This window comes from Microbacterium sp. GXF7504 (genome assembly GCF_054798235.1).
Window position 1 is genome coordinate 643727 of the sequence record NZ_JBSJZI010000001.1, and the last position, 26291, is coordinate 670017.

Sequence of the window (26291 nt, forward strand, 5' to 3'; positions counted from 1 at the left end):
GACGAGGAGACGAGCGATGACGAAGAAGATCTCAGCCACCGAGGGCGCGCTGCTGCGCGGCGCCGAGGCGGTGTCCGGCGCGCACGCCGACATCGCCGCGAGCACGGCCCGGGTCCGCAACGAACTGGAGGACCTGCAGTCCGCCTGGTCGGGCGACGCCGCGAAGGCCTACCGTGAGCTCATGACGGAGTGGACCACCGGCGCGAACCGGATCAACCGGACGCTCGTGCATCTGCAGGAGGCGCTCCGCGCCACGCACGGCGACCAGGTCGCGGTGGAGGACGCCCACCGTCAGACGATCTCCGGACTCGGGTCGATGATGGGAGGCGAGTGAGATGACCGATCTCAAGGTGACCCCCGCGGCGCTGAGCGCCGCCGCCGCCTCGCTCAAGCAGGAGAGTCAGCACATCGAGGCGGTGCTCGCCGGCCTCGAACAGGAGGTCGCCCGGCTGCGCGGCAACTGGGACGGTGCCGCGCAGGCCGCGTACGACGTGGCCCAGCGGGAGTGGTCGCTCACGTTCGCGCACATGAAGACGGTGCTCGCGAACATCGCGCAGGCGACGGAGCGGATCGGCGACGACTACGTGGAGACGGACAAGCGGTCCGCGAAGCTCTTCCAGCGGTGAGCGCGGACGCGGGCCGGGGCCGCGCCGCATCCGACGTGGGATCGTCGGGTATCGGGATGCTGTCGGGGGGACGGTGAGGACATGGGGACGCTCACGGAGCGGCGACGCCTGGCGATCGTCGACGGCACCGACCGCCACGACCTGAGCCTGCCGCTCGACGCCACCCTCACCGAGGCGCTCGCGCGTCTCGGTGTGCGCGTGCGTCCCGGCCGGGAGGTGCTCCTCGAGCCGGACGGCCGCGAGGTCAGCACCCTCACCCGCGCCGAGGACCTCACCGACGGCGCGGTCCTCGCACTCGTCGATCTCACCCCGGGCCCCACCCGTCGGCGCGGGCGCCCGATCGCACGCCGGGAGGGGACGGATGCGGCCGCCGCCTGGTGGACGGTGTGCGCCGTCGCGCTGCTGCTCGCTGCGGTGGCGGTCCTCGCCCCCGGCGCGCTCCCTGCGACCGCGCACACCTGGCTCGCCGGCCTCACCGGACTCGCCACCGTCGCCGCCGGGGTGCCCTACGCCTGGCGCGCCCGCGACGACCGCAGGGGCGCGGCCGCCACCCTGCTCGCCCTCCTCTCGCTCGCGTTCGCCACCGGCGCGCTCGCGGTGCCGCAGCTGCCCGCGGCCGCCGACGTGCTCGCCGTGTTCGCCGGACTCGTCTGCGCCGCCGTCACCGCGGGCGTGCTCGGCCTCGTCGCCCGCCCGCCCGGCCTCCACGCGGCACTCACCGCCGGGACCACGACCCTGCTCGTGCTCGCCGGCGTGTGGGGGCTCGCCCTCGTCACGGGGCTTCCCGCCGCAGGCGCCGCCGCGATCACGCTCGGGCTCACCCCGGTGGCGCTCCGGGTGCTGCTCGCCGGGCTCATGGAGGTGCCGCCGGGGCTGTTCATCGACTACGCGCGCTACCAGACCACGCGCTGGAGCGTGCGTCAGCAGCTCCCCGAGGAGGTGCACGGCATCGGCGCGTCGGACGCCAAGCGCCTCGTCGCCAGGTCGACCGGCCGGCTCATCGCCGGCACCGTGCTGCTGTGCACGGCCGCGGGCCTTGCGGCGCCCGCCGCGCTGCCCGGCTTCGACGGCTCGGACCCGCTCGTCCTGGCCGGCCGCATCGCCCTCGTCGCGACCTCCGTGCTCGCGCTGCTGCTCGGCGCCCGACGCTACGGTGCGCCGGTCCTGCGGTGGCTCCCCCGGGCCGCCGCATCCGTCGTCGTCCTCGTCGCCGCGCTCGCCCTCACGAGGATCGTCGACGCCGACGCGCTCGTGGTCGCCGCGGTCGCGTGCCTCGCCGTGGGTGCCGCGGTCGCGTTCACGGTCGTGCCGGTCGCCCGCGGCGCACGGTCGCTCTTCTGGTCGCGCCTCGGCGACGCCTTCGAATGGCTCGCCGTCGCGCTGTCCCTGCCGGCCGGCCTCCTGGCCGCCGACATCATCGACGTCCTCCGAGGGGTGATGGCATGAGCCTGCCGCCGCAGTTCACCGGGGAGCCCGCCACGGTCGGCGCCCGCGTCGCCGCGTTCTCGATCGACGCCGCGATCGTGGTCGTCGTCGGCGTGGCCGTCTGGCTCGTCACGGGCTCACCGTGGTTCGGGATGCTGCTGGCCGCCGAGGCGGTGCTGGCGCTGTGGATCCTGCAGTCGCGCGCCGGGACGAGTCCGGGCAAGGCGATGCTGCGGCTGCGGGTCAGCCGCGAGGACGCGCCGTACTCCCCCGGCGCCGGCCGCGCCTTCGTCCGCGGTTCGCTCGTCGCGCTCGGCGGCCTCGTCTTCGGGGTGGGCGCCTGGATCGTGGAGGCCTCGGGCGCCTGGGACCGGGGCCGTGCGCGCCGCTCGTGGGCCGACCGTGCGTCGCAGACCGTCGTCGTCGCCGCCCCGCCCAAGCCGACCGCGCGCGAGCGTGGACGCGGCGCGGTGGCGGCGGCCGCCCCGATGTCGGCGCCCGAACCCACGGTCGTCGCCCGACCCTGGACCCCGGCGGTGGTCGCCTCCACCGGTGCCCGCGGCCCGATCGCCGCCCGGACGCCGGAGCCCGTGGCGGCGCCCGCACCGCCCGCGCCGCCCGCGCCCGCCTGGGGCACACCGCAGCAACCGCCGCAAGGGGCGGTGCCGGTCGCCGCCGGGCCGGCCGCATCCGCCCCGTCGGCGCAGGTGCCGGACGACGCGACCGGCGCGCTGCTGCTCATCTTCGACACCGGTCAGCGCGAACGCCTGAGCCTGCGGCACGCCGCCGTGCTCGGCCGCAACCCCGGCCGGTCGGAGGAGTCCGACCATCTCGTGCCGGTGGAGGACCCGGACGCGAGCGTCTCCAAGGACCACCTGCGGCTGGAGTACGACCGCGGCGGCCTGTGGGTCACCGACCTGGAGTCCACGAACGGCACCGAGCTCGTCGACGACGACGGCTCCACCCGCCCCGTCCCGCCAGGACTCCGCGTCCGCGTCGACGACGGCTACCGGGTCCGGATCGGGAACCGCACCTTCACCGTGAGCCGACTGATGGGAGCCGCCGAGTGAGCAAGGGACCACGTCTCGCCCCGCCCGCCGTCCCCAGCGGCCGCATCGTCGTGCAGGCGCCGCCGGAGCTCGTGCCCAACGAAGGCGGATCGAGCCTGCTCACGTCGCTGCTGCCGATGCTCGGCAGCGTGGGCGCGATCGTGATGGTGACGATCTCGAACGCCGGCCCGACCGGGTTCATCACGGGCGGCATGTTCCTGCTGTCCTCCCTCGGCTTCGTCGCCGTGAACGGCTGGCGGCAGCGGTCGCAGCGCACCGCGCAGGTGCTCGGCAACCGGCGCGAGTACCTGGCGTACCTGTCGGATCTGCGCGAGACCGTGCGCACCGCGGCGAAGAAGCAGCGACGCCACGCCGCCTGGATCACGCCCGCGCCGTCCGCGCTGCCGTTCCTCGCGGAGGAGCGCACCCGCGTGTGGGAGCGCCAGCCCGGGGACGAGCACTTCCTCCTCACCCGCATCGGCACATCCGACCAGCCGCTGTGCGTCACGCTCGAGGCCCCCGAGCTGCCGCCGCTCGCCCAGCTCGACCCGGTCGCCGCATCCGCCGCGCACCGGTTCATGCTCACGCACGAGATCCAGCCCGACCTGCCCCTGGGCGTGCGGCTGACCGATCACGCGAAGATCGAGGTGGTCGGCCCCGACGAGGAGGCGGTGCGGGCGCTCACCCGCTCGATGCTCGCGGGGATCGCGACCCTGCACGACCCGGAGGACGTCGTCATCGCGGTGCTCGCCGGCGCCGACCAGCAACCGGCGTGGGACTGGATCAAGTGGCTTCCGCACGCCATGTCGGCCCGCGGCGAGGACCGCCTGGGGCCCGCCCGGCTCCTCGCGTCCTCGCTCGACGAGCTCGAGGAGCTCCTGCCCGCGAGCCTGCGCGAGCGGCCGCGGTTCGGTCGCGGCGGCGGCGCCACCCCCCACGTGGTGCTCGTCGTCGACGGCGTCCGCCTCCCGATCGGCGACCCCGTGGTGGGCGACGAGGGGATGCTGGGCGTCACCGTGGTGGAGCTGCCCTCCCGCTGGGCGGAGCTCGAGAACCCGGCGGTGCTGCGCATCGCGCTGCCCGCCGCCGACGCCGCGGACGCCCGGGCCGAGCTCATCGACCTCGCGAACGGCAGCGTGCCCTTCACGGCGGACGCCGCATCCATCGCCGAGGTGGAGGCGACCGCGCGACGGCTCATGCCGCTCTCGTCGAACCCGGCCGCGCTCGCGGAGACCGCCGGGGTGCAGCAGGGCCAGCGCGAACTGGTCGAGCTACTCGGGCTCCCCGACGTGCGCGAGATCGACTTCGACCGCGCCTGGTCGGGCAGGCTCGAACGCGACCGGCTGCGCGTGCCGATCGGGCAGACGACCGACGGCGCCCCACTCGTGCTCGACCTCAAGGAGGCCGCGCAGCAGGGCATGGGCCCGCACGGGGTGATGATCGGCGCCACCGGCTCCGGCAAGTCCGAGGTGCTGCGCACGCTCGTGCTCGCACTCGCGCTCACCCACTCCCCCGAGCAGCTGAACTTCGTGCTCGTCGACTTCAAGGGCGGTGCGACCTTCGCCGGTATGGCCGGGATGCCGCACGTCTCCGCGGTCATCACCAACCTCGGCAGCGAGCTCGCCCTCGTCGACCGCTTCCAGGACGCGCTGCAGGGTGAGATCGTGCGGCGCCAGGAGCTGCTGCGCGCGGCCGGCAACTTCGCGAACGTGCTCGACTACGAGAAGGCCCGCCGCGGCGGGCGCACCGACCTGGAGCCGCTGCCCGCCCTGCTCATCGTGGCCGACGAGTTCTCGGAACTCCTCGCCGCGAAGCCGGAGTTCGTGGAGAGCTTCATCAACATCGGCCGCGTGGGCCGCTCGCTGCAGGTGCACCTGCTGCTCGCCTCGCAGCGTCTCGAGGAGGGCAAGCTCCGCGGGCTGGACACCTACCTGTCCTACCGGATCGGTCTGCGCACCTTCTCGGCGGCCGAGTCGCGCACGATCATCGGCACCCCCGACGCGTACACGCTGCCGCAGGAACCGGGCGTCGGGTATCTCAAGGCCGACACCGAGAACCTGCTGCAGTTCAAGGCGGCCTACGTCTCCGGCACCCCGAAGACGACGCTGCGTCGCCGGACCGAACGCGCCGGCGACGCACCGGACGCGTCGACGGAGATCGAGCTGTTCACCGCCGCACCGCAGCCGCTCGCCGAGATCGAGGAGACCTCGGCCCCGGTCGTCGAGGAGGAGCCGGCGGCGCCCGCGGAGGAGCGCTCGACGTTCCAGATCGCGGTCGACCGGATGGCCGGTCGCGGCCCCGCCGCGCACCAGGTGTGGCTGCCGCCGCTCGCCGACCCCGCCACCCTCGACGAGCTCATGCCCGACCTCGCGGTGGACCCGCAGCTCGGGCTGGTGTCGGCGGCCTGGCGTGCGGCGGGTGCCCTCACCGTGCCGCTCGGCATCGTGGACGTGCCGCTCGAACAGCGCCGCGAGCAGCTCGTGGTCTCGCTCGGCGGCGCCGCCGGACACGTCGCGATCGTCGGGTCGCCCCTGAGCGGCAAGTCGACCATGGCCCGCACGCTCGTCTCCGCGCTCGCGCTCACCACGACCCCCCTCGAGGCGCAGTTCTACGTGCTCGACTTCGGTGGCGGCAGCTTCACCGGCATGCAGCGCCACCCGCACATCGCCGGCGTCGCGACCCGCACCGAGGCGGAGGCGGTGCGCCGCACGGTCGCCGAGGTGGAGTCGATCATCGACGCGCGCGAGCAGTACTTCCGCGCGAACGGGGTCGACTCGATCGACACCTACCGGCAGCGCCGTGCCCGCGGCCTCGTGGACGACGGCTACGGCGACGTGTTCCTCGTGGTCGACGGCTGGGCGACCCTCCGCGGCGAGTACGAGGCGCTCGAGACGCGCGTGCAGACCATCGCCGCGCGCGGCCTCAGTTTCGGCGTGCACGTGATCGTGACCGCGAACCGGTGGCTGGAGATCCGGGCGAGCCTGAAGGACCTCATCCAGACACGGCTCGAGCTGCGCCTCGGCGACCCGTCGGACTCCGAGATCGACCGCAAGCAGGCCGCGAACGTGCCCACCGGCCAGCCCGGCCGCGGGCTCAGCGCGGCGAAGCTGCAGATGCTGTCCGCCCTGCCGCGGATCGACGGCGACGGCGACCCGGCGAGTCTCGTCGACGGCGTCGACGAGATGGTCGACCGCATGCGGGAGGCCTGGACGGGGCCGGCGGCGCCCAAGCTGCGGCTCCTGCCGGAGCACCTCGCGCTCGAGGAGCTCCGCTCGCTCGCCGGACCGGACGACCGCCGTCTGCTGCTCGGCGTCGACGAGGCGCAGCTCGCACCGTTCGGCGTGGACCTCCGCTCCGAGTCGCACCTCTACCTCTACGGCGACGCGGGCATGGGCAAGTCGTCGTTCCTGCGCGGGGTCGCGCAGGAGATCACGCGGCTGTACGGCCCGGACGAGGCGAAGATCTTCGTCGTCGACTACCGGCGGGCGCTGCTCGGCGAGATCCCGGAGCAGTACCTGGGCGCCTACCTGACCTCGCACGAGATGGCGTCGGGCGGCATGTCGGAGCTCGCGGCGTTCTTCTCCGGCCGCATCCCGGGCCCGGACATCACGCCGCAGCAGCTGCGGGAGCGCAGCTGGTGGAAGGGCGCGGAGGGGTTCATCCTCGTCGACGACTACGACCTGGTCGCCACGAGTCAGGGCAACCCGATCGCGGTGCTGCAGCCGCTCCTCGCCCAGGCGGGCGACCTCGGCCTGCACGTCATCCTCACCCGGCGGACCGGTGGCGCCAGCCGCGCCGCGTACGACCCGATCATCCAGCGCTTCACCGATCTCGGTGTCACCGGCATCCTGCTCGGCGGCAACCCGGAGGAGGGCGCGCTGATCGGCCGGGTGAAGCCGGTGCCGTCGGTGCCGGGGCGCGCGCAGATCATCAGCCGCGACAAGGGGCTCGTCGCCGCGCAGCTCGCGCTGCCGCCGTCGGTGCACTGACGTCAGCGAGGACGCAGCAGCTCCCGGATCGCGCGCACGGCCGGGGCCTCGGTCATGGTGGCACGCCACACGAGCGTGACCGGCCGGGTGGGCACCGGGTCCTCCACCGGCACGGCCACCACGCCCTCCGGCAGTCGCCCCCGGCCGAGCCGCGGGACGAGGGCGACCGCGAGTCCGGCCGCGACGAGCTCGATCTGCGAGGCGAATTCGAGGCAGCGGTAGTCGATGCGCGGCGGCTGGGCCTCACCCCGGAACATGTGGCAGAACCACTCGTGGCAGATCGTGCCGTCCGGGGTGCACGCCCAGATCCGGTCGCGGATGTCGGCGGGGACGACCGCGGGCCGTCCGGCCAGCGGGTCGCCCGCCGGGACCAGGACGTCGGCGACGTCGCGGAAGAGCTCCTCGCTGCGAAGGCTCGGCGGCATCGTCAGCCCGACACCCTCCCAGTGGTGGACGAGCGCGATGTCGAGCGTCCCCGCGGCGACCGCCGCCACCGCATCCCACGGGTCCTGCTCCTGGACCGTCACGCGCAGGTCGGGGTACCGGTCGCGCACCGCGACCAGGATCCCGGGCAGGATGCCGCGGGCGGCCGTCGAGAACGTGCCGAGCCGGATCGTGCCGGTCGGCCGGGCCTGCGCGTCGTGGAGGCGCGAGCGGAGCGATTCGACCTGTTCGCGCAGCGCCTGCCCCTCCTCGACGACCCGCCGACCGGCCGCCGTGAGCACGACGCCACGACCGGCACGGTCGAGGAGCCGCGCCCCGAGGTCGCGCTCCAGGCGCTTGACCTGCTGCGAGACGGCGGAGGGGGTGAAGCCGAGTTCGGCCGCGGCACCGTGCACGGTGCCCGTACGGGAGACGGCGAGGAGCGCGTCGACGGCCGCGAGATCGATCATGGCCCCCATCATGCACGTCCGGCACCGGATGGCGTGAAGGAATGTGCGCTGGTGCTGCACGGTCGCGTCCGGCCAGCATGGACCCGTGCCCCTCCGTTCCGCGCTCGCAGCCGTCCTCGTCGCGCTCATCTGGGGCGTGAACTTCGTGGTGATCGACCTGGGACTCGAGGGGATGCCGCCCACGCTGTTCGTGGCGCTGCGGTTCACGGCCGTCATCGTGCCCGCGGTCTTCTTCGTCCCCCGCCCCGCGGCACGGATGCGCGACGTGCTCCTGATCGGCCTGTGCATGAGTCTCGGACAGTTCGGGCTCCTCTACACGGCGCTCGCGCTCGGCATGCCGGCGGGGCTCGCCTCGCTCGTGCTGCAGGCCCAGGTGGTGTTCACCGTGCTGTTCGCCGCGCTCGCGCTCCGCGAGGCCCCGACCGGGCGGCAGGCGCTCGGCGTCGCGGTCGGCGTCGGCGGGCTCGTGGTCGTGGGCGCCGGCAGCGGCGCGCACACCCCCGTCCTCGCCTTCCTCGTGTGCATCGCGGCCGCGGCATCGTGGGCGCTCGGCAACGTCATCGCCCGGCGGGCCGGCGGGGCGCCCGGAGCCGCCCGCCGCGGTTCCGGACTGTCGATGACGGTCTGGTCGGCGCTCGTGGTCCCGGTGCCCATGCTCGGGCTGTCGCTCCTCGTCGACGGGCCGGATGCGGTCGGCTTCGCGCTCACGCACCTCACCGTGCCGCAGCTGCTGTCCACCGCCTACACCGCGTGGTTGGCGAGCCTCGTGGGCTACGGGATCTGGAACACGCTGCTCGCTCGGCACCCCGCATCCGCCGTGGTGCCGTTCACGATGCTCGTCCCGCCGGTCGGCATCGTCGCGGCCTGGGTCGTGCTGGGCGAGACGCCCACCGTCACCGAGGTGGTCGGGGGCGTGGTGCTGCTGGCGGGCGTCGCGATCACGACGGGTCTGCTCCGGCGGCGCGGCTCGGGGCCGGCGTCACCGGCCGGGGCGTCACCGCCGGCGGCCGGTGCGGAACCGCCGCTCAGTCGACGAGCGTGAGGACCGCGTACTCGCTGGAGCCGCCGGCGAGGATGTTGCGGTACGACGCGTCGAGGATCGTCCTCAGCCGGTCGAGGTCGACCGCGGTGAGGTCGGGGAAGTAGAGGCACCCCACCCCCGTCCGGTGCGGACCGAGGTCGGCGAGGTCCGCCGCGTACGTGCCGACGCCGTCCAGCAGGTACACCGTGAGCGCGGTCTTCCGGGGCGCGAAGCCGATGATCGGCGAATAGCCCTGGTTGCCGGTGGGGTACTTGTAATGGCAGGCGCCGAAGCCGATGATGCCGCCGGACCACATCTCGGGTTCCCGGCCGGTCACCTCGCACAGCAGGTCGTGCATCGTGACGGCGTCACGGCGGCGAGCGGCAGGAGTCGTCTTCGAGATGGCGGTGGCCACGTCCGCGCCGGTGCGTTCCATCTGTTCAGTGTGCCATGCACTCAGTCGCGCACGAGCAGATACCCGCCGCGGTCGGCGTCGAAACCCCCGATCCGGAGCCCGTCGGCAAGGTGGCCGGTGAGCTCGTCGCGAAGCCGCCGACGCCATGCGGCCGCGTCGACGGGCGAGGTCCGGCGAAGCGTCTCGACGTCGTCGGGGACGGCGACCACCGCGACGACGTCGGCGGCGGCGGGTGCGGGCACGCGCGTGGTCAGGTCCCAGTCGACGAGGATGCGGTCGGTCTCGTCGCCCCGGTTCACCCCGTCGTCCATGGGGCCGTAGTGGTCCACCAGGTAGTCGGCGGCCCGCCCGCCCAGCACGGCCAGGTTCAGGTGGGCGTTGCGGGCGACGAGCGGGTCGAAGGTCCACGTGATGTGGTGGATTCCCCGCGCGAGCGCCCATTCCCGCTGGTGCGCCTTCAGCATCCGTCCGATGCCCTTGCCCCGGTACGCCTCGAGCAGGCCGGTGATGTGCGAGTGCATGGACAGCTCGGCGGGGGCCGCGAAGAACGCGACGGACGCCCCCACCATGCGGTCGCCGTCGTACACCGCGGCCGCGTAGTTGCCGGCGTGGGCGAGGGCACGGAGCAGGTTCGGCGGCATGCCGGTGCGGTCGCCGCCCCACACCTCGCTGAGCACCGCCGACGCCGTGTGGACCTGGTCGACGTGCTCGATCATGCGGATGCGGACGGGTGCGGAGTCGGTCACCCACCCAGTGTGCTCCGGTCGGGCGCCGTCATGTGCGCGGGCGGGCCGTGCGTCGCCGTGCGGGCGGACCGCGCACTCGTGCGGGCGGGCCGTGCACGGGGCGGGTCGGCCGCGCCGCTACCCTGAGGTCAGTGAGCACCCAGGTACGCACCGCAGACGCAGACGACACCGCAGCATCCGATTCCCGGTTCTTCGGGCAGCCACGCGCCCTGGCCCACATCTTCGGGGTGGAGATGTGGGAGCGGTTCAGCTTCTACGGGATGCAGGGCATCCTGCTCATCTACCTCTACTACTCGGTGAGCGAGGGCGGCCTCGGGATCGACAAGGCCGTCGCCACCGGCATCGTCGGCGCGTACGGCGGGTCGGTGTACCTGGCGACGATCCTCGGTGCCTGGATCGCCGACCGGGTCCTGGGCCCGGAGCGGGTGCTGTTCTTCAGTGCGATCGTCATCATGGCGGGCCACGTCGCGCTCGCGCTGATCCCCGGGATCCCGGGTGTCGCGGTCGGCCTCATCCTCGTCGCGATCGGCTCGGGCGGGTTGAAGGCGAACGCCACCGCGGTGGTCGGCACGCTGTACGGCGAGCAGGACATCCGCCGGGATGCGGGCTTCTCGCTGTTCTACCTCGGCATCAACCTCGGCGCGTTCCTCGGCCCGCTGCTGACCGGCCTGCTGCAGTCGACGCTCGGATTCCACTGGGGGTTCGGGCTCGCCGCCGTCGGCATGGCGATCGGGCTCGTGCAGTACTCGATCGGCCGCCGCGGCCTCCCCGCGGCGTCTCGGGAGGTGCCCAACCCGCTGCCGCGGTCGGCCTACACGCGGTGGATCCTCATCGCCGCCGCCGGCGTGGTCGTGATCGTCGCGCTCGTGCTGCTCGGCGCCATCCGCGCCGACAACCTCGCCGACGTCGTGATCCTGGTCACGGCGATCGCCGCGGTCGCCTACTTCGCGGTGATCCTGGGGTCGAAGCGGATCGAGCGGGTCGAACGCATCCGGGTGGTGGGCTTCATCCCGCTGTTCATCGTGAGCGTCGGGTTCTGGTCGCTGTACCAGCAGCAGTTCACCGTGCTCACGATCTACTCGGACGAGCGGCTGAACCGCGATCTCTTCGGCTGGGAGATGCCGGTGTCGTGGGTGCAGTCGATCAACCCGATCTTCATCATCATCCTGTCCGGGGTGTTCGCCGCGCTGTGGACGAAGCTCGGCAAGCGGCAGCCGTCGACCCCCGTGAAGTTCGGACTCGCGGCGATCATCATGGGCGCGGCGTTCCTGCTGTTCCTGCCGTGGGCGGACGGCGGGGCGAACACCACCCCGCTCCTCGCGATCGTCGGCATCCTGTTCGTGTTCACGGTGGCGGAGCTGCTCCTGTCCCCCATCGGCCTGTCGGTGACCACCAAGCTCGCGCCGCATGTGTTCCGCACCCAGATGGTCGCGCTGTTCTTCCTCTCGGTGGCGCTCGGCACCGCGATCGCCGGCGCGCTCGCGCAGCTGTACGACCCGGCGAACGAGGTGCCGTACTTCGGCGTGCTCGGACTCGTCGCGATCGGCCTCGGGGTCGCGCTGCTGCTGAGCGTGAAGCCCGTGCTGACCCTCATGCGCGGGGTGCGCTGACCCCGGGCCGCGCTGCGGCTGCCGCTGCGGCGGCTGCTGCTGCGGCTGCGGCTGCGGCTGCGGTTGCGGTTGCGGCTGCGGCTGCGGCTGCGGCTGCGGTGGGCGCAGCATCCGCGTGCACAACTGCGGAGTTCGTCGCCGACACGCCGCGGACGGATGCTGCGGGCACGGCGTGTCGCGCACCGTCTCCGCAGTTGTGTCCGCGCGGCGCGGGGCGCGGAGACGCTCGCCGCGTGCACGACACCGAACATGACGACGCCGAGCCACCCCCTTTTCTGCGAGCCACCCCTCCTTCTGCAGCAGAAAAGGGGGTGGGTCGCAGAAAGAGGGGTGGCTCGGCGACAGGGACCGCGACACCGCGACACCGCGACACCGCGACACCGCGACACCGCGACACCGCGAGACCGCGAGACCTCGAGACCGCGAGGGCGGGATGCGGTCAGCGGGTGAGGATGAGCGCCTCGCCCTGACCGCCGCCGCCGCACAGGCCGACGGCAGCGGTGCCGCCGCCGCGGCGGACGAGCTCGTGCACCGCGTGCACGACGAGACGGTTGCCGCTCGCGCCCACCGGGTGCCCGATGGCGATGCCGCCGCCGTGCGGGTTCACGACGTCGTCGCCGAGGCCCAGCTCGCGCTGCGACCGGGCCACGACGGCGCCGAACGCCTCGTTGATCTCGACCAGGTCGAGGTCGGCGGCCGTGATGCCCTGCTTCTCCAGCGCCTTCGCGATCGCGCGGGCCGGCTGCGCATGCAGCGTGTTGTCCGGGCCGGCGACCTGCCCGGGGGCGCCGACGGCGGCGAGCACCGTCCAGCCCTGGGCGTCGGCGTGGGCGCGCGTCGTGAGCACGACCGCGGACGCGCCGTCCGAGATCTGCGACGAGTTGCCGGCGGTGATGCTGCCGTCCTTCGAGAACGCGGGGCGGAGCTTCGCGAGCGTCTCGACCGTGGTCTCCGGCCGGATGCCCTCGTCGCGGGTGACCAGCACCGGGTCGCCCTTGCGTTGCGGCACCTCGACGGTGACGAGCTCGGCGTCGAAGATCCCGGCGTCGTACGCCGCGGCGGCGCGCTGGTGGGAGCGGGCGGCGACCGCATCCTGGTCCTCACGGGTGAGCTCGTAGCGCTCGTTGTGCCGCTCGGTCGACAGGCCCATGCTCTCCTGGTCGTACGCGTCGGTGAGTCCGTCGTAGGCCATGTGGTCGAGCACCTCGACCGTGCCGTACGACCACCCGTCGCGCGAGCCCATCAGCAGGTGCGGGGCGCGGGTCATGGACTCCATGCCGCCGGCGACCACGACGGTCGCGTCACCCGCGCGGATCATGCGGGCGGCGTCGATGATGGTCGTGAGCCCGGACAGGCACACCTTGTTGACCGAGCCCGCGTGCACGTCCCAGCCGATGCCGGCACCGATCGCGGCCTGGCGTGCCGGGTTCTGGCCGCTGCCGGCGGCGAGCACCTGCCCCATCAGCACGGCGTCGACGCCGGATGCGGGGATGCCGCCCTTCTCGAGGGCGCCCTTGATCGCGAGCGACCCGAGCTGCGGCGCGGTGAACGAGGACAGCTGGCCCTTCAGGCGGCCCTGCGGGGTGCGGGCGGCTGCGACGATGACGACGTCGTCGGTGTTCATGCCTTCTCCTTCGTTTCGAGGCGGATGACGAGCTCGGGCTGGGTGGCCGCGACGACCTCGTCGACCGTGACGCCGGGTGCGGTCTCGACGAGCACGAGCCCCTCGCTGGTCACGTCGATCACGGCGAGGTCGGTGATAATGCGGTCGACCACGCCGCGGCCGGTGAGCGGCAGCGAGCACTCGTCCACGATCTTCGGCGAGCCGTCCTTCGCGGTGTGCTCCATGAGCACGATGACGCGGCCCGCACCGTGGACGAGGTCCATGGCGCCGCCCGGGCCCTTCACCATCTTGCCCGGGATCATCCAGTTCGCCAGGTCCCCACCGGCGGAGACCTGCATGGCGCCGAGGATGGCGGCGTCGATCTTGCCGGCGCGGATCATGCCGAAGCTCGTCGCGGAGTCGAAGATCGAGGCCCCCGGGAGCACCGTCACGGTCTCCTTGCCGGCGTTGATCATCTCGGGGTCGACGGCGTCCTCGGTCGGGTACGGCCCGACGCCGAGGATGCCGTTCTCCGACTGCAGCACGACCGTGACGTCGTCCGGCACGTAGTTCGGCACGAGGGTCGGCAGCCCGATGCCGAGGTTCACGTACGACCCGTCGTGCAGCTCCTGCGCCGCCCGGGCGGCCATCTGCTCGCGTGTGAGGCCCATGCTCACTCCCCTCCCTCGGTGCGGACGGTGCGCTTCTCGATGCGCTTCTCGATGTCGGTGCCGACCTCGACGACACGGTGCACGAACACACCGGGCAGGTGCACCGCATCCGGATCGATCTCGCCGGGCTCGACGAGCCGTTCGACCTGCGCGATGCAGACCTTGCCCGCCATCGCCGCGAGCGGGTTGAAGTTGCGCGCGGCCTTGTTGAACACGAGGTTGCCGTGTCGGTCGCCGACCGCGGCGTGCACGAGCGCGAAGTCGGTGACGATCGCCTCCTCGAGCACGTACTCGCGCTCGGTGCCGTCGACGTCGAACGTGCGGACGTCCTTCACCGGCGAGGCGACGGCGATCGAGCCGTCGGCGGCGTAGCGGCGGGGCAGCCCGCCCTCGGCGACCTGCGTGCCGACGCCGGTCTGGGTGTAGAACGCGGCGATGCCGGACCCGCCGGCGCGGAGCTTCTCGGCGAGCGTGCCCTGCGGGGTGAGCTCGAGCTCGAGCTCACCACTGAGGAACTGCCGCTCGAACTCCTTGTTCTCGCCGACGTACGACGAGGTCATCTTGCGGATGCGGTGGGCGTTCAGCAGGATGCCGAGCCCCCAGTCGTCGACGCCGCAGTTGTTCGAGACGATGCTGAGGTCGCTCGCGCCCTGGGCGAGCAGCGCCTCGATGAGGATCATGGGATTGCCGGAGAGGCCGAACCCGCCGACGGCGAGGCTCGCCCCGCTCGGGATGTCGGCCACCGCCTCCGCGGCGGAGGCCACCTGTTTGTCGATCACGCAAACTCCTTCGTGCCGGATCAGGGCCCTCGCGGCCCGATCCCACCCTGCGCCCGGCGGCCGCGGAACACCCACCCCGCGTTTGCCATGTGGAACCGCGACGGCGTAGCGTCCACATCGTGGACACACACGAGACAAGGAGCACCGTCACCGGCGCGCAGGCGGTTCGACGCGCGGCGACCCTGCTCCGCCTCGTCACCGGCGCGGGCACCGCGGGCGCCACGACCGGCGAGCTCGCGGCTGCGGCGTCGCTCTCGCGACCCACGGCCCACCGCATCCTCAGTGCCCTCCGCCAGGAGGGGCTCGTCGACCAGGACGCCCGGTCCGGCAACTGGGTGGTGGGCCCCGAGGTGTACCTGATGGGCACGGTCGCCGCCGCCCGGTACGACATCACCGCGACCGCGCGCGACATCGTGCGCTCGCTCGCGGTGCGCACCGAGGAGAGCGCGTTCCTCTCCGTCCGCCGCGGCGACGAGACCGTGTGCCTGCTGCGCGAGGAAGGGAGCTTCCCCATCCGCTCGTTCGTGCTCTCGGAGGGCGTGCGGTTCCCGCTGGGCGTCGCGTCGGCGGGGCTGGCGATCCTCGCGTTCCTCCCACCCCACGATGTGGACGCCTACCTCGAGCGGCACCCCGAGCTGGCGGAGCGGTGGGGGACGGCGCACAGCGAGCCGCGGCTGCGGGCACGGCTCGCCGAGACCGCGGAGCGCGGCTTCGCGATCAACCCCGGCCTCATCGTCGAGGGCAGCTACGGCCTCGGCGCGGCGGTCTTCACCCGCGACGGCGACCCGCAGTGGGCGCTGAGCCTCACCGGCGTGCAGTTCCGGTACACGCCCGACCGGATCGCCGAGCTCGGCCGCATCCTGCTGGCGCACGCGCACCAGCTCTCGACCCGCATCGCCGCCACGCGCTGACCGCCCGCCCACGCACGACGACGCCGAGCCACCCCCTTTTCCGCGAGCCACCCCCGTTCCTGCAGCAGGAAGAGGGGTGGGTCGCAGAGAAGGGGGTGGCTCGGCGAATGGGGTGGACGGGAGCGGCTACTTGCCGGCGCGGTGCTTGCGACCGAGGTAGGTCGACAGGCCCACGGCCGCCAGCAGCGCGACACCGTTGAACACGTTCGACGCCCAGCCGCTCGCACCCGAGAGCGCGAGACCGCTCACCGAGACCGAGACGAAGATCGCGCCGATGATCGTGCCGATCACGTTGAAGAAGCCGGGGCGGATCGCCGTGGCACCCAGGAACACCGCGGCCAGCGCCGGGAAGAGCAGCGCGCCGCCGTCGGAGGCGGTGGCGCTGCCGACCCGGGCGAGCTGCAGCACGCCCGCGAGGCCCGAGATGAACCCGGCGATGATGAAGCTCCACCAGACGTTCTTCGACACCGGCAGACCGACGAGCTTCGCGGCGGTCGCGTTCGAGCCGATCGCGTAGAGCGAGCGGCCGTACGGGGTGTGGGTGAAGAAGTACCAGGCGATGGCGGCGACGATCAGCGTGATGAAGAACGCCACCGGGATGCCGAGCAGTCGCGTCGAGCCGAACTTGATGAGTGCCGGGTCGATGCCGCTCACGAACGTCTGCCCGCCGGTGAACCAGCTCATGAGGCCCGCCAGCAGCATCGACATGCCGAGGGTGGTGACGAACGGGCTCATGTTCAGCTTCGTGACGAAGAAGCCGTTCAGCACGCCGACGAGGGTGCCGAGCACGAGCGAGATCGCGATCGACAGCCACAGCGGCAGCCCGAACACCGACATGAGGCCGGCGGTCATGACCTGCGCCATCACCGCGACCGCGCCGAGCGAGAAGTCGAAGTAGCCGCAGATGAGCGGGAACAGCGCCGCGATCGCGATGAGCGCCACCACGGCCTGGCTGCCCAGGATCACCGCGAGGTTGTTCATCGTCGGGAACGACGCGGACGACAGCGGGAAGAACGCGAAGAACGCGTAGACCACGATCGCCAGCAGCGGCAGGGCGAAGTTCTCCAGCAGCCGCAGGGGCGTCGGGGTGCGCTTCACCGGGATGGAGACGGTCGCCGAAGCCGGCGGGGTGCTCGTCTGGGTCATTGCTGGGCCTCCGTGGGGGCGTCGGGTACGTTCTTCTCGCGCAGCACGAGGCTCGTGAGCCCGTCCACGTCGAGGGTGCCGGCGGCGACCTCGTCGGAGATCTTCCCGCGGCTGAGGATGAGGGTGCGGTCGCACAGGGCGTGGATCTCACCCAGGTCGCTCGAGGCGACGACGACCGCGCAGCCCTCCGCCGCGGCACGGCGGATGATGGCGTAGATGTCGGCGCGACTCATCACGTCGACACCCTGCGTCGGCTCGTCCAGGAGCAGCAGCTTCGGGTTCCGCTGCATCCATCGGGCCAGCACGACCTTCTGCTGGTTGCCGCCGGACATCGACGAGAAGAGCGCGTCGGGTCCTGCGACCTTCACGCCGAAGTCCGCGATGAGGGTCTCGGCTGCGCCGTGCTCGCGCCCGCGCGGCATGACCCCGCGGGTGAAGTTCTCACCGTAGACGGCCACCGCGAGGTTCTCGGTGACGGTCTGGTCGGGGAACGCCGCCTCGCCGCCGCGGTCCTCGGGCACGAGTGCGACCCCGGCGCGCATGGCGTCGCCGATGGTCGACGGGCGGTAGTCGGCCCCCGACATCGTCATGGTCCCGGCGTCCGGTGCGTACTCGCCGAAGATCATCTTCAGCACGCTGGAGCGGCCGGAGCCGACGAGGCCGGCGAGTCCGAGGATCTCGCCCTTGTGGACGGTGAAGTCGATCCCGCGGACGGGACCGCCTCGCAGCCCCGACACGGAGAACACCGGGCTGCGGTCGGCGTGCGACGCCTCGCCGGTGGGGCGGAGCGCCTTCACGGCGCGGCCGGCCATGATCTCGATGAGTTCGTCTTCGGAGGGGGATGCTGCGACGAGCTCGCCGGCGACGCGACCGTCGCGGTAGACGGTGTAGTCGTCGCAGACGGCCAGCACCTCGCGGAGGCGGTGGCTCACGATGATGACGGTCTGTCCCTGCTCGGCGCGGCGTCGCACCCGCTCCAGCAGCACCTCGGACTCCTGTGCGGCCAGTCGGGCCGTTGGCTCGTCGAGCACGAGCAGGAGTTCCTGCGACGCGTCCTGGTCCTGCAGGGCGCGGGCGATCGCGACCATGGTCTGGTCGGACGGGCGGAGGTTCCGCACCGGGGTCCGGGGGTCGAGGTCGAGTTCGTACTCGCGCAGCACCGAGGTGACGTGGGCACGCAGGTGCTTCCAGTCGATGCCGGGGCCACGGCGGGGGTAGCCGTTGTCGAGGGCGAAGTTCTCCTCGATCGAGAGGTCGTCGAACAGGCCGAGGTCCTGGTGCACGAACCGCAGCCCCGCACGCTGCGCCGTGGCGGGGGTGTACCCCTGCAGGTCGAAGTTCTCGCCGAAGATCTCCAGGTCGCCGCCGTCGGCCTCGTAGACGCCGGCGAGGATCTTGATGGTCGTCGACTTGCCGGAGCCGTTCCCGCCGAGCAGGGCGTGGACGGTGCCGCGGCGGACGTTCAGGGAGACGTGGTTCAGGGCGCGGGTGCCGGAGAAGCTCTTGTCGAGGTCGCGGATGCGGAGCGCGAGCCCGGAGCGGTCCGGACCGCCGGGGGCGGCAGGGGAAACCCCTGCCGCCCCCGGGTTCGCCGAGGTGTTGGTCACTTGCCCCACGCCTCGAGGAACTTGGACTTCCAGTCGATCGAGCCGTCGTACGGACCCGCGTCGGGCAGGTTGTGGTCCTTGTCCACGGCCTGCAGCGACTGACCGATGAACACCGGCTCCTCGCCGGCGCGGGCGCGGATCGCGGTGTCGACGGAGCCCCAGGACTCCCAGATCTGCGCCTGGCCGATGGTCGCGGTGATGCCCGGCTGACCGTTGCGGATCATGTCGATGGCCGCCTCCGAGCCGAAGCCGCCGACGGAGATGATCTTGTCGGCGAGGCCGGCCTGGTCGATGGCGGCGGCGAGACCGCCCACGAGGTAGCCGTCGGTCGGCATGACGAGCGAGTTCGCCTCCGGGTTGGCCATCAGCGCGCTGACGATCTTCTGGTTCATCGAACCGTCCGCGCTCTCCACGTCGGAGATGTCGACGATCTCGAGCACCTCACCGGCACCCAGCTCCTCGAGCTCGGCCTGGTAGGCGTCGGTCACCAGCTGGCCCCAGGGGTTGCTGGTCATGTTGACGACGACGGTCTTGGGGTCGCCGTTCGTCTTGCCGAAGACGTAGTCGGCCTGCAGCATGCCGATCGCCATGAAGGGGCTGGGGACCGGTGCGTCCTCGAGCCAGAGGCGCTCGGAGTCCCAGAGCTGGGGCGAGCAGTCGTCCACGCCGCCACCGCCGACGATGGTGACGCCGGCGTCCTTCGCCTCCTGGAAGGCGGCCTGCGCGGCGGAGCAGCTGATGCCGACCGGGACGAGCACGTCCGCACCACCGGCGACGGCCTGGCGGATCGCGGTCGCGAAGCCCTCGGGGCTGAGCTTGCCGTCGACGATGGTGGCGTTCCAGCCGGCGGTCTCAGCGGCGTCGGCCATGGCCGCGGCGGGCGCCGAGCAGGTGGGGTTCGACTCGCCGCAGGACATGACGTAGAAGTTCAGGCCCTCCTCGACGGTCACGGCGGGGAGTTCGGCGAGGTCGGAGCCGACGCCCTCGTAGGCGCGGTCGAGCGCAGCCTGGGCCTCGGCGCTGAGCTCGGCCCCGCTGTCGCCGCCGGCCGCGTCGTCGGTGGCGTCACCGGTGCTACATGCGGTGAGCGAGAGGGCGGCTGCGAAGACGGCAGCCGCGATCGCGTACTTCTTGGGTGATCTCACGAGACACTCCTGCTGTGTCAGGAGGCGCGGGGCCGCGGGCACGGCTCCATCGCCTCGTCGGGTACTGGCGTCGATGCCAGCACCTCATCACACCAGGCCACGCAGGGTTCGGGAACGTGGGGCACGTGATGGGTGGCATCGCCGGCTGCAATGAGCCTAGGGGAAACCGCGACGGTCTCAGTTCCGCGCTTCGCCGCCGTCGACGAGGATCGTCTGGCCGGTGATGAAGGCGGCATCGGGCGAGGTGAGGAAGGCCACGGCGGCGGCGATGTCGTCGGGTTCTCCGGTGCGCGGCACGGCCTGCCGGCTGCGGACGAGGTCGAAGTGCGCGGCGGGGACGTCCTGCGCGGCCTTCTCCGTCCGGGTCAGTCCCGGTGCGACGGCGTTCACCGTGATCCCGTCGGGGCCGAGCTCGGTCGCGAGGGCGCGCACGAGTCCGGTCAGCGCGCCCTTGCTGGCGATGTAGTGGCTCATGCCGGCGGGCGGGGTGAAGAAGCTCGACGAGGTGATCACGACGATGCGCGGGTCGGCCGCATCCCGTAGCGACGGCAGCGCGGCCCGGATGAGGTGGAACGCGCCGTCGACGTTCACGCGGAACGTGCGCTCCCAGTCGGCGGGGTCGAGCGTGTCGAACGGCGCCGTCATCTGGAACGCCGCGCAGTGCACCACGACCGCCGGCGGGGCGAGTTCGGCGGCGACCCGCCGCACGGCGGCGGCCACCGCATCCGGGTCGGCGATGTCGCAGCGCACGTCGAGCACACCCTCGCGTGCGGCGGGCGGCTCGATGACGTCGAGGTTCGCCACGACCGCGCCGCCACGGCGCAGCCGCTCGACGATCGCGGCACCGATGCCCCGCGAAGCGCCGGTGACGATCGCGACGCGAGGGCTGGACTCGACGGACGGCATGGCGTTCCTCCTCCGGTCCGCGGCGCGGACGCATGCGCTCACGCTAGGGAGCGCCGGCGGCCGCGGTGAACCCCGCGACGGGGATGGCAGTCATCGCCGGGCGGGGCTCACGCCCCGAGCGCCTCGGCGGCCTCCTCCGCGTCGAACTCGACGCGCTCGGCGACCGCCCGGAGGATGCCGAGCAGCCACCGCAGGGCGGGGTCGTCGTTGCGGGACGGGTGCCAGAACGCGGACTCGACGAGCGTCGGGATCGGCACCGGCGTGCGGGCGACCGCGAGCCCGAGCTGCGCGCCGTACCGGTCGGCGACGCGAGTGGGCACGAACGCGTACATGTCGGTGTCCGCCACGAGGAACGGCACCGGCAGGAACCCGGGCACCGTGCGGGCGACCGGCGGGTGGACGGATGCGGCGGCGAGCGCGTCGTCCGAGAACGTCGTCACGTGCTCGGCCAGCACCACCTTCACGTACGGCGTCTCGCGGAGATCGTCGATCGTGAGCGCGCCGTCGACGAGCCTCGGGTGGTCGCGGCGGACGATGCAGCTCATCGCGTCGGAGAACAGGGACTGGCGTTTGCCGGGCACGCCGTGCGCCGCCGAGGCGATCGCGACGTCCTCACGGAGGAGGTCGACCGGCTCGATGTTGTTCAGCGACGAGAACTCGATCGAGACGCCGGGGGCCTGCTCCTCCAGCATCCGCAGCAGTGGTCCGGTCATGACCGACAGCGCGTAGTCCGACGCGCTGATGCGGAACTGCCGGTCGCTCGTGGCCGGGTCGAACAACGGCCGCAGGTTGAAGGTGCGACCGACCTCTGACATCGCTGCGCGCACGACCGGTTCGAGCGCGAGCGCGCGCGGGGTGAGGTCGTAGGTGCGGCCGTTGCGCACCAGCAGCGGGTCGTCGAGGAGCTTGCGGAGCTTGGCGACCGCCCCGCTCACGGCGGGCTGGGTGAGGCCGATCGCCTCACCGGCTCGCGTGAGGCTGCGTTCGGTGAGGATGGCGTCGAGCACGACGATGAGGTTGATGTCCACGCCGCGGAGATCTCCCATGTGCACCTCCGCTTCCTCACACGCTCCCCGGTCAGCTTACCGAGGAGCGTGCGAGGAGGCGGAGGCGACGGCTCAGAGGCGGTCGGGCCCGTAGGTGCGCCGTGCCGGCGGCACGGTGTACCCGGGGCTCGCCGTCTCGACGATGCGGTTCTCGATCGTGCCGAGCCCCTGGACGGTCATCGTCACGACGTCGCCGACCTGCAGCGGCGGGATGACGAGCTCGCCGCCCGCGCGGGCCCAGCGCTCGGAGAGCGCGCCCTGCGACGCGGTGCCGGTGGCGAGCACGTCGCCGCGGCCGACCCAGGCGTCGCGCGAGGCGTGCACGAGCATCTCCTCGAACGACCAGGACATGTTGCGGAGGTTGTCGGTGCCGACGACCTCCCCGTTGATCGCGACGGACATCTCCAGCGCGTAGCGGTCGCCCTCGCGGTACTGCTCGAGCTCGTCGGGCGTGGTGATCCACGGTCCCAGTGTGTTCGCGAAGTCCTTGCCCTTGTTGGGCCCGAGGCCGACGCGCATCTCGTTGCCCTGGATGTCGCGGGCGCTCCAGTCGTTGAGCAGGCAGAACCCGGCGATGTGCTCGTGCGCCTCCTCGATGGGCACGTCGCGCACCGTGTTCTTCACGATCATGGCGACCTCGAGTTCGAAGTCGAGCTTCTTCGTGAACGGCGGCATCGGGATGTCGGCACCGCTCGGCACGACCGACCACGGGTTCATGAAGAGGAACGCCGGCGCCTCGTACCACTGCGGCGGCACGCTGCCGTCACCCGGCTCGTTCTTCTTCATGCCCGCGATGTGCGCCTCGAAGACGAGGAAGTCGCGCATGGCGCGCGGCTCGACCGGGACCGCGAGCGTGGCGTCCTGGATCGGGAGCTTCTGCATCCGACCGGCCCGCACGTCGAGGTCGCGGCGACGCTCCTCGGGCATGGTGAGCAGGTCGAGGATGCCGGGGTCGCCCGGGATGTCCTGGATGCGGCCGTGCTGCAGCCGCCCCGTGTGGACCATCCCGTTGGTCCCCACGTAGCGGGCGTACTGCGCCATCTCAGAAGTCCAGGGTCTCGTAGAAGTCGCGCTGGCGGGTCTCGAGGACCGGGATCGCCTGACCGAGCGCCCACTGCTCGAAGTGGGGGTAGGTGGCGTGCGCCTTGAAGGCGTCCTCGTCGACGTAGACCTCGAAGATGCGGAAGATGTTCGGCTCCTCCGGGCTCTGGTAGGCCTGGTAGTAGAGGTTGCCGGGCTCGTCACGGGAGGCGGGCGAGAGCTTCTCGAGGGCGTCGCGGACGGTGTCCTCCTCGCCGGGCTTGGCGATCCAGGTTGCGCTGCAGACGAAGGCCATGGTGGTTCCTTTCTCAGGTGGTTCGTGCGGGGCGGTCGCCCCGGCGGATCATTCGTCGAAGATGGCGACCGCGCGGGTCCAGCCCGCCGACGCGCCTCGCACCTTGGTGGGGAAGCACGCGACGGTGAAGCCGGTGGCGGGCAGCTCTTCGAGGTTCTGGAGCTTCTCGATCTGGCAGTAGCCGACCTCGGCGCCCGCCTTGTGGCCTTCCCACACGACGGCGGGGTCGCCGGTCTCCTCGAAGACGCGGCGGTTGTCGACGATGGGCAGGTCCCAGCCCCACGCGTCGGTGCCGACCACGCGGACGCCCTTGCCGGTCAGGTGCAGGGTCGCCTCGCGGCCGAACCCGATGCCGGTGTCGATGTAGTCGTCGCGGCCGTAGGCGGCGGAGGCGACGGTGTGCGCGAGGACGATGTCGAACGGCTGCAGCTCGTGCCCGATCCGGGCGAGCTCGGCGTCGATGTCGGCCGGGGTCACCAGGTGCCCGCTGGGCAGGTGACGCAGGTCGAGCTTCACACCCGGACGGAAGAACCAGTCGAGCGGCACCTCGTCGATCGTCCAGGCCTTCTCGCCGTTGTTCATGGTCGGGTGGTAGTGCCACGGCGCGTCGACGTGCGTGCCCGCGTGCGTGGTGATCGTGACGGTCTCGGCGGCCAGGCCCTGCTCGTCGAGCAGCTGGTCCGGACGGATGCCGTACATCGCCTCCATGTCCTTGCGACCGGCGATGTGGTCCTTGTACTCGATCTTGGGGCGGAGGAAGGGCGGGTCGACGGGGACCACGTCATCGAGCGGCATCGAGAGATCGACGAAACGCATAGGGGAACTCCTTTGTCTGACTCTTCATCCTGGGTCGCGGACCCGGAACGGGAACACCCGCTTCCGCCCATGGCAGGCATCGGCGGAAGCGGGTTGTCCCGGATCAGCGGGAGGGGCGCAGCGCCGCCGGCCAGATGCCGTGGCGGCCGGGGTTGAGGATGCCCTGCGGGTCGACCGCATCCTTGATCCGCTCGACGAACCGGCGGTAGGCGTGGCCGTTGAAGGCGTACTGCTCCTGGGCGAGGTCCATGAACTGCAGGTGCGCGCGGTACTCGCCGTAGCCGATCTTCCCGGCCTCGACGACGAGCTCCTGCATCGTCCGGTAGGCCTTCGCGGTGGCCTCCTCGTCGTCGTAGTCGAAGGTGACGCCGTTGACGCTGGCCATGGCGCGCGCGCCGACCACGATGAGGTCGGCGGTGTGGTCGATGCCGCGGGACTCGAACTTCTCCCGCATCCACCGGTGCAGCTCGTAGACCTTCTCCCCCACCATCGGCGCGACGGGGGCGAAGCTCATGTGTCCGCCGTGCTCGCCGCCGTACCAGCCGCCCATGTCCTTCCAGTCCAGGTTCGGCACACCCGCGTACACGCGGTCGGACGGGTCGGGCAGCGACGCCCACTCCTCGGGGCCGGTCGTCGTGGAACGGATGCGGACCCCGTCGATGACCCCGAAGGCCTTCTCGACCTTGGCGAGGTTGTACGCGTTGACGGGGCGGTCGCCGTAGAGCGCGAGGCGGAGGTGCCAGCGGCCGATCCCGATCCTCTCGGCGATGCGGTCGATCGCCTCGTCGGTGAGCGGCACAGACGGGTCGGAGTCGTCCCAGTGCGAGCGCGGCGCGATCGTGGAGGCGATGAGGAGGGTGTTCAGGATGCAGGGGACACCGTCGACCGTGCCGTCCAGGCGCAGATCGCGGAGGATGTCGACGAGCGGGATGAGGTCTTCGTCGCGGGGCGCGTCGATGTGCACGTGCGTGATGACCTCGGGCTTGGGCATGAGCCAGATGCCGAGCTTGGTGACCACGCCGAGGTTCGACTGCATGAACAGCTGGTCCAGCGACGGACCGAGGCTGCGCTTGTAGAGGTTCCAGGAGGCGTTGCCGTCCATGGCGCCCATGCCGGTGCGCAGCAGGTCGCCGTCGGCCGTGACGACCTCGAGGCCGCAGACCGCCTGATGGTCGCGCCCGAGCGGGAGGTAGGTGAGCCCGTTGTCGAGCGAGTTGCCGCCGAGGCTCCCCCACCCGAGGTCGGGCACGGACACCATGAGCCGCGAGCCGCTCGCCTCGAGCGCGTCGTACATGTCCTGGAAGCTGACGCCGGGTTCGACGAGCGCGTAACCGAGGTCCTCGTCGATCGTGAGCACCTTGTTCATCCGTCGGTAGTTCAGGGTGATGCCGCCCGAGACGCGCGGGGCCGCGCCGCCGTACCCGTTGTTGCGGCCCTGACCCTGCGCCCAGATCGGCACACCGTGGGCGCCGGCGATGCGGACGATGGCCTGCACCTCCTCGACGGACTCCGGCTGGACGACGCCGGCGGCGGCGAACGCGTCCCACGCGACGGGCTGGAACGGGTCGCGGTACTCGGCGGCGTCGTCCGCCCCGAGGACGCGGTCGACGCCGATCGCCGCCGCGATCTCGGCGAGCGCGTCGCGGACGACCTCGGGCGCGACCGCGCTCTGGACGGCGGGCAGGAACTCGGGTGTGGTCATGGGCCTCTCTTCTCTCCTCGTCGAGAGCGGCGGATGCCGCGAGGTCGAAACTATAGCGCTCACTACGGTTTAGCCATCCGCCTCCGGGATGGCTCCCATCGGCCGGGCTCGTTGGGGCGGCGTCACTACGCTGTGGGGGTGACCCATCGGCCGGGCTCGTTGGGGCGGCGTCACTACGCTGTGGGGGTGACCCGTCGACCCGACCTCGAGGTGCGCCCGCCGCAGCAGGAGCGCACGCAGGCCGCATGGGACCGCATCCTGGACGCGGGGCTCGCGATCCTGGAGGAGTCCGGATACGCGGGGTTCACCATCGCGGCGATCTGCGGGCGCGCGGGTGTCAGTCCGCCGGCGATCTACGCGCGGGTGCGCACGAAGCAGGCGCTGTACTTCGCCGTGTTCGAGCACGGCTTCGCGCCGCTGCGGGCGCGACAGATGGACGCGCTCGATCCCGCACGCTGGGCCGGCGCGCCGGCGCAGGAGGCCGCCCGCGGCGCCGTCGCCGCGATCGCGAGGACCTCGCTCGAGCACGAGCCGTTCCTGCGCGAGATCGCCCGTCGTGCAGAGGAGGATCCGGAGGTCGCGGCCCGGACCCACGACGCCCGCCGCTGGACCGCCGAGCTGTTCACCGACCTCATGCTGCAGCATCCGGCGGCACTGCGGAGCACGGACGCCGAGCACGTGCAGGCGTGCTTCCGCATCGTGTTCGCGGCGCTCATGGCGCGCATCGCGCTGCCGCGGGCCCTGGATGTCGGGCCGCAGGTGGACGACGACGCGTTCGTCGCCCACCTGCAGGAGACGGCCGTGCGGTGGCTGTTCCCGGATGCCGGGACCGAGCACACCGCACGGTGA

General features: G+C 72.2%; 24 protein-coding genes. 9 read left to right on the forward strand and 15 right to left on the reverse strand.

The window, feature by feature from the left end; all coding sequences use genetic code 11:
- Positions 1–16 precede the first annotated feature (16 nt).
- The 5 genes from ACWAUO_RS03035 (at position 17) to eccCa (ending at position 7089) form a co-directional block, all read left to right on the forward strand.
- Positions 17–334: a WXG100 family type VII secretion target gene (locus ACWAUO_RS03035; RefSeq protein ID WP_460772936.1), complete on the forward strand. Its 318-nt coding sequence runs from the start codon at positions 17–19 to the stop codon at positions 332–334.
- Between the two features lies 1 nt (position 335).
- Entirely contained in the window at positions 336–626 is a 291-nt protein-coding gene (locus ACWAUO_RS03040) for a WXG100 family type VII secretion target (protein ID WP_460772937.1), read from the forward strand.
- Between the two features lie 81 nt (positions 627–707).
- A complete protein-coding gene (locus tag ACWAUO_RS03045; protein ID WP_460772939.1) occupies positions 708–2072 on the forward strand; it encodes a hypothetical protein in 1365 nt (454 codons plus the stop codon).
- Positions 2069–3121, forward strand: coding sequence for an RDD family protein (locus ACWAUO_RS03050; protein ID WP_460772940.1), 1053 nt, complete (start codon positions 2069–2071; stop codon positions 3119–3121). The genes ACWAUO_RS03045 and ACWAUO_RS03050 overlap by 4 nt, the downstream gene beginning before the upstream one ends.
- Entirely contained in the window at positions 3118–7089 is a 3972-nt protein-coding gene (eccCa, locus tag ACWAUO_RS03055; RefSeq protein WP_460772942.1) for a type VII secretion protein EccCa, read from the forward strand. The genes ACWAUO_RS03050 and eccCa overlap by 4 nt, the downstream gene beginning before the upstream one ends.
- 2 nt (positions 7090–7091) lie before the next feature.
- Here eccCa and ACWAUO_RS03060 read toward each other — a convergent pair whose 3' ends face one another.
- Entirely contained in the window at positions 7092–7982 is an 891-nt protein-coding gene (locus tag ACWAUO_RS03060; protein WP_460772944.1) for a LysR family transcriptional regulator, read from the reverse strand.
- A gap of 85 nt (positions 7983–8067) precedes the next feature.
- Between ACWAUO_RS03060 and ACWAUO_RS03065 the strand changes: the two genes are divergently transcribed.
- Positions 8068–9024, forward strand: coding sequence for an EamA family transporter (locus ACWAUO_RS03065; RefSeq protein ID WP_460772946.1), 957 nt, complete (start codon positions 8068–8070; stop codon positions 9022–9024).
- Here ACWAUO_RS03065 and ACWAUO_RS03070 read toward each other — a convergent pair.
- Both ACWAUO_RS03070 and ACWAUO_RS03075 read right to left on the reverse strand, forming a co-directional pair.
- Positions 9008–9439, reverse strand: coding sequence for a DUF1801 domain-containing protein (locus ACWAUO_RS03070; RefSeq protein WP_460772947.1), 432 nt, complete (start codon positions 9437–9439; stop codon positions 9008–9010). The genes ACWAUO_RS03065 and ACWAUO_RS03070 overlap by 17 nt on opposite strands.
- A 20-nt stretch (positions 9440–9459) precedes the next feature.
- On the reverse strand, positions 9460–10134 hold the full coding sequence (locus tag ACWAUO_RS03075) for a GNAT family N-acetyltransferase (protein WP_460773286.1): 675 nt from the start codon (positions 10132–10134) through the stop codon (positions 9460–9462).
- Positions 10135–10295: 161 nt separating this feature from the next.
- Between ACWAUO_RS03075 and ACWAUO_RS03080 the strand changes: the two genes are divergently transcribed.
- Positions 10296–11774, forward strand: a complete 1479-nt coding sequence (locus ACWAUO_RS03080) for a peptide MFS transporter (protein WP_460772948.1) — start codon at positions 10296–10298, stop codon at positions 11772–11774.
- 439 nt (positions 11775–12213) lie between these two features.
- Here ACWAUO_RS03080 and ACWAUO_RS03085 read toward each other — a convergent pair whose 3' ends face one another.
- From ACWAUO_RS03085 to ACWAUO_RS03095, 3 genes are read right to left on the reverse strand one after another with little or no spacing between them, the layout of a single operon-like run.
- Positions 12214–13398 (reverse strand): acetyl-CoA C-acetyltransferase, encoded by a 1185-nt coding sequence (locus tag ACWAUO_RS03085; RefSeq protein WP_460772950.1) that lies wholly within the window; start codon positions 13396–13398, stop codon positions 12214–12216.
- Positions 13395–14048: a CoA transferase subunit B gene (locus ACWAUO_RS03090; protein ID WP_460772951.1), complete on the reverse strand. Its 654-nt coding sequence runs from the start codon at positions 14046–14048 to the stop codon at positions 13395–13397. The genes ACWAUO_RS03085 and ACWAUO_RS03090 overlap by 4 nt, the downstream gene beginning before the upstream one ends.
- 2 nt (positions 14049–14050) lie before the next feature.
- Positions 14051–14827 carry a CoA transferase subunit A gene (locus tag ACWAUO_RS03095; protein ID WP_460772953.1) on the reverse strand — a complete coding sequence of 259 codons (777 nt, stop codon included), beginning with the start codon at positions 14825–14827 and terminating at the stop codon, positions 14051–14053.
- Positions 14828–14946: 119 nt separating this feature from the next.
- On the opposite strand from ACWAUO_RS03095, the gene ACWAUO_RS03100 reads away from it, so the two are divergent.
- A complete protein-coding gene (locus ACWAUO_RS03100; RefSeq protein ID WP_460772955.1) occupies positions 14947–15738 on the forward strand; it encodes an IclR family transcriptional regulator in 792 nt (263 codons plus the stop codon).
- A 126-nt stretch (positions 15739–15864) separates the two neighbouring features.
- On the opposite strand, the gene ACWAUO_RS03105 is transcribed toward ACWAUO_RS03100, so the two are convergent.
- The 9 genes from ACWAUO_RS03105 to ACWAUO_RS03145 form a co-directional block, all read right to left on the reverse strand.
- Complete coding sequence (locus tag ACWAUO_RS03105) at positions 15865–16884, reverse strand: ABC transporter permease (protein WP_460772957.1); 1020 nt, start codon at positions 16882–16884, stop codon at positions 15865–15867.
- Complete coding sequence (locus ACWAUO_RS03110) at positions 16881–18491, reverse strand: sugar ABC transporter ATP-binding protein (RefSeq protein WP_460772959.1); 1611 nt, start codon at positions 18489–18491, stop codon at positions 16881–16883. Before ACWAUO_RS03110 ends, ACWAUO_RS03105 begins: the two co-directional genes overlap by 4 nt.
- Positions 18488–19636 (reverse strand): sugar ABC transporter substrate-binding protein, encoded by a 1149-nt coding sequence (locus ACWAUO_RS03115; protein WP_460772961.1) that lies wholly within the window; start codon positions 19634–19636, stop codon positions 18488–18490. Before ACWAUO_RS03115 ends, ACWAUO_RS03110 begins: the two co-directional genes overlap by 4 nt.
- Positions 19637–19813: 177 nt before the next feature.
- Entirely contained in the window at positions 19814–20542 is a 729-nt protein-coding gene (locus tag ACWAUO_RS03120) for an SDR family NAD(P)-dependent oxidoreductase (protein ID WP_460772963.1), read from the reverse strand.
- 107 nt (positions 20543–20649) lie between these two features.
- Positions 20650–21588, reverse strand: coding sequence for a LysR family transcriptional regulator (locus tag ACWAUO_RS03125; protein ID WP_460772964.1), 939 nt, complete (start codon positions 21586–21588; stop codon positions 20650–20652).
- 72 nt (positions 21589–21660) lie between these two features.
- On the reverse strand, positions 21661–22629 hold the full coding sequence (locus ACWAUO_RS03130; RefSeq protein WP_460772966.1) for a fumarylacetoacetate hydrolase family protein: 969 nt from the start codon (positions 22627–22629) through the stop codon (positions 21661–21663).
- A 1-nt stretch (position 22630) separates the two neighbouring features.
- Positions 22631–22924, reverse strand: a complete 294-nt coding sequence (locus ACWAUO_RS03135) for a putative quinol monooxygenase (protein ID WP_460772968.1) — start codon at positions 22922–22924, stop codon at positions 22631–22633.
- A gap of 48 nt (positions 22925–22972) precedes the next feature.
- Entirely contained in the window at positions 22973–23740 is a 768-nt protein-coding gene (locus ACWAUO_RS03140; protein ID WP_460772969.1) for a cyclase family protein, read from the reverse strand.
- Positions 23741–23843: 103 nt separating this feature from the next.
- Complete coding sequence (locus ACWAUO_RS03145) at positions 23844–25442, reverse strand: FAD-binding oxidoreductase (RefSeq protein ID WP_460772971.1); 1599 nt, start codon at positions 25440–25442, stop codon at positions 23844–23846.
- Positions 25443–25628: 186 nt separating this feature from the next.
- Here ACWAUO_RS03145 and ACWAUO_RS03150 point away from each other — a divergent pair, with 186 nt between their 5' ends.
- Positions 25629–26291 carry a TetR/AcrR family transcriptional regulator gene (locus tag ACWAUO_RS03150; protein WP_460772972.1) on the forward strand — a complete coding sequence of 221 codons (663 nt, stop codon included), beginning with the start codon at positions 25629–25631 and terminating at the stop codon, positions 26289–26291.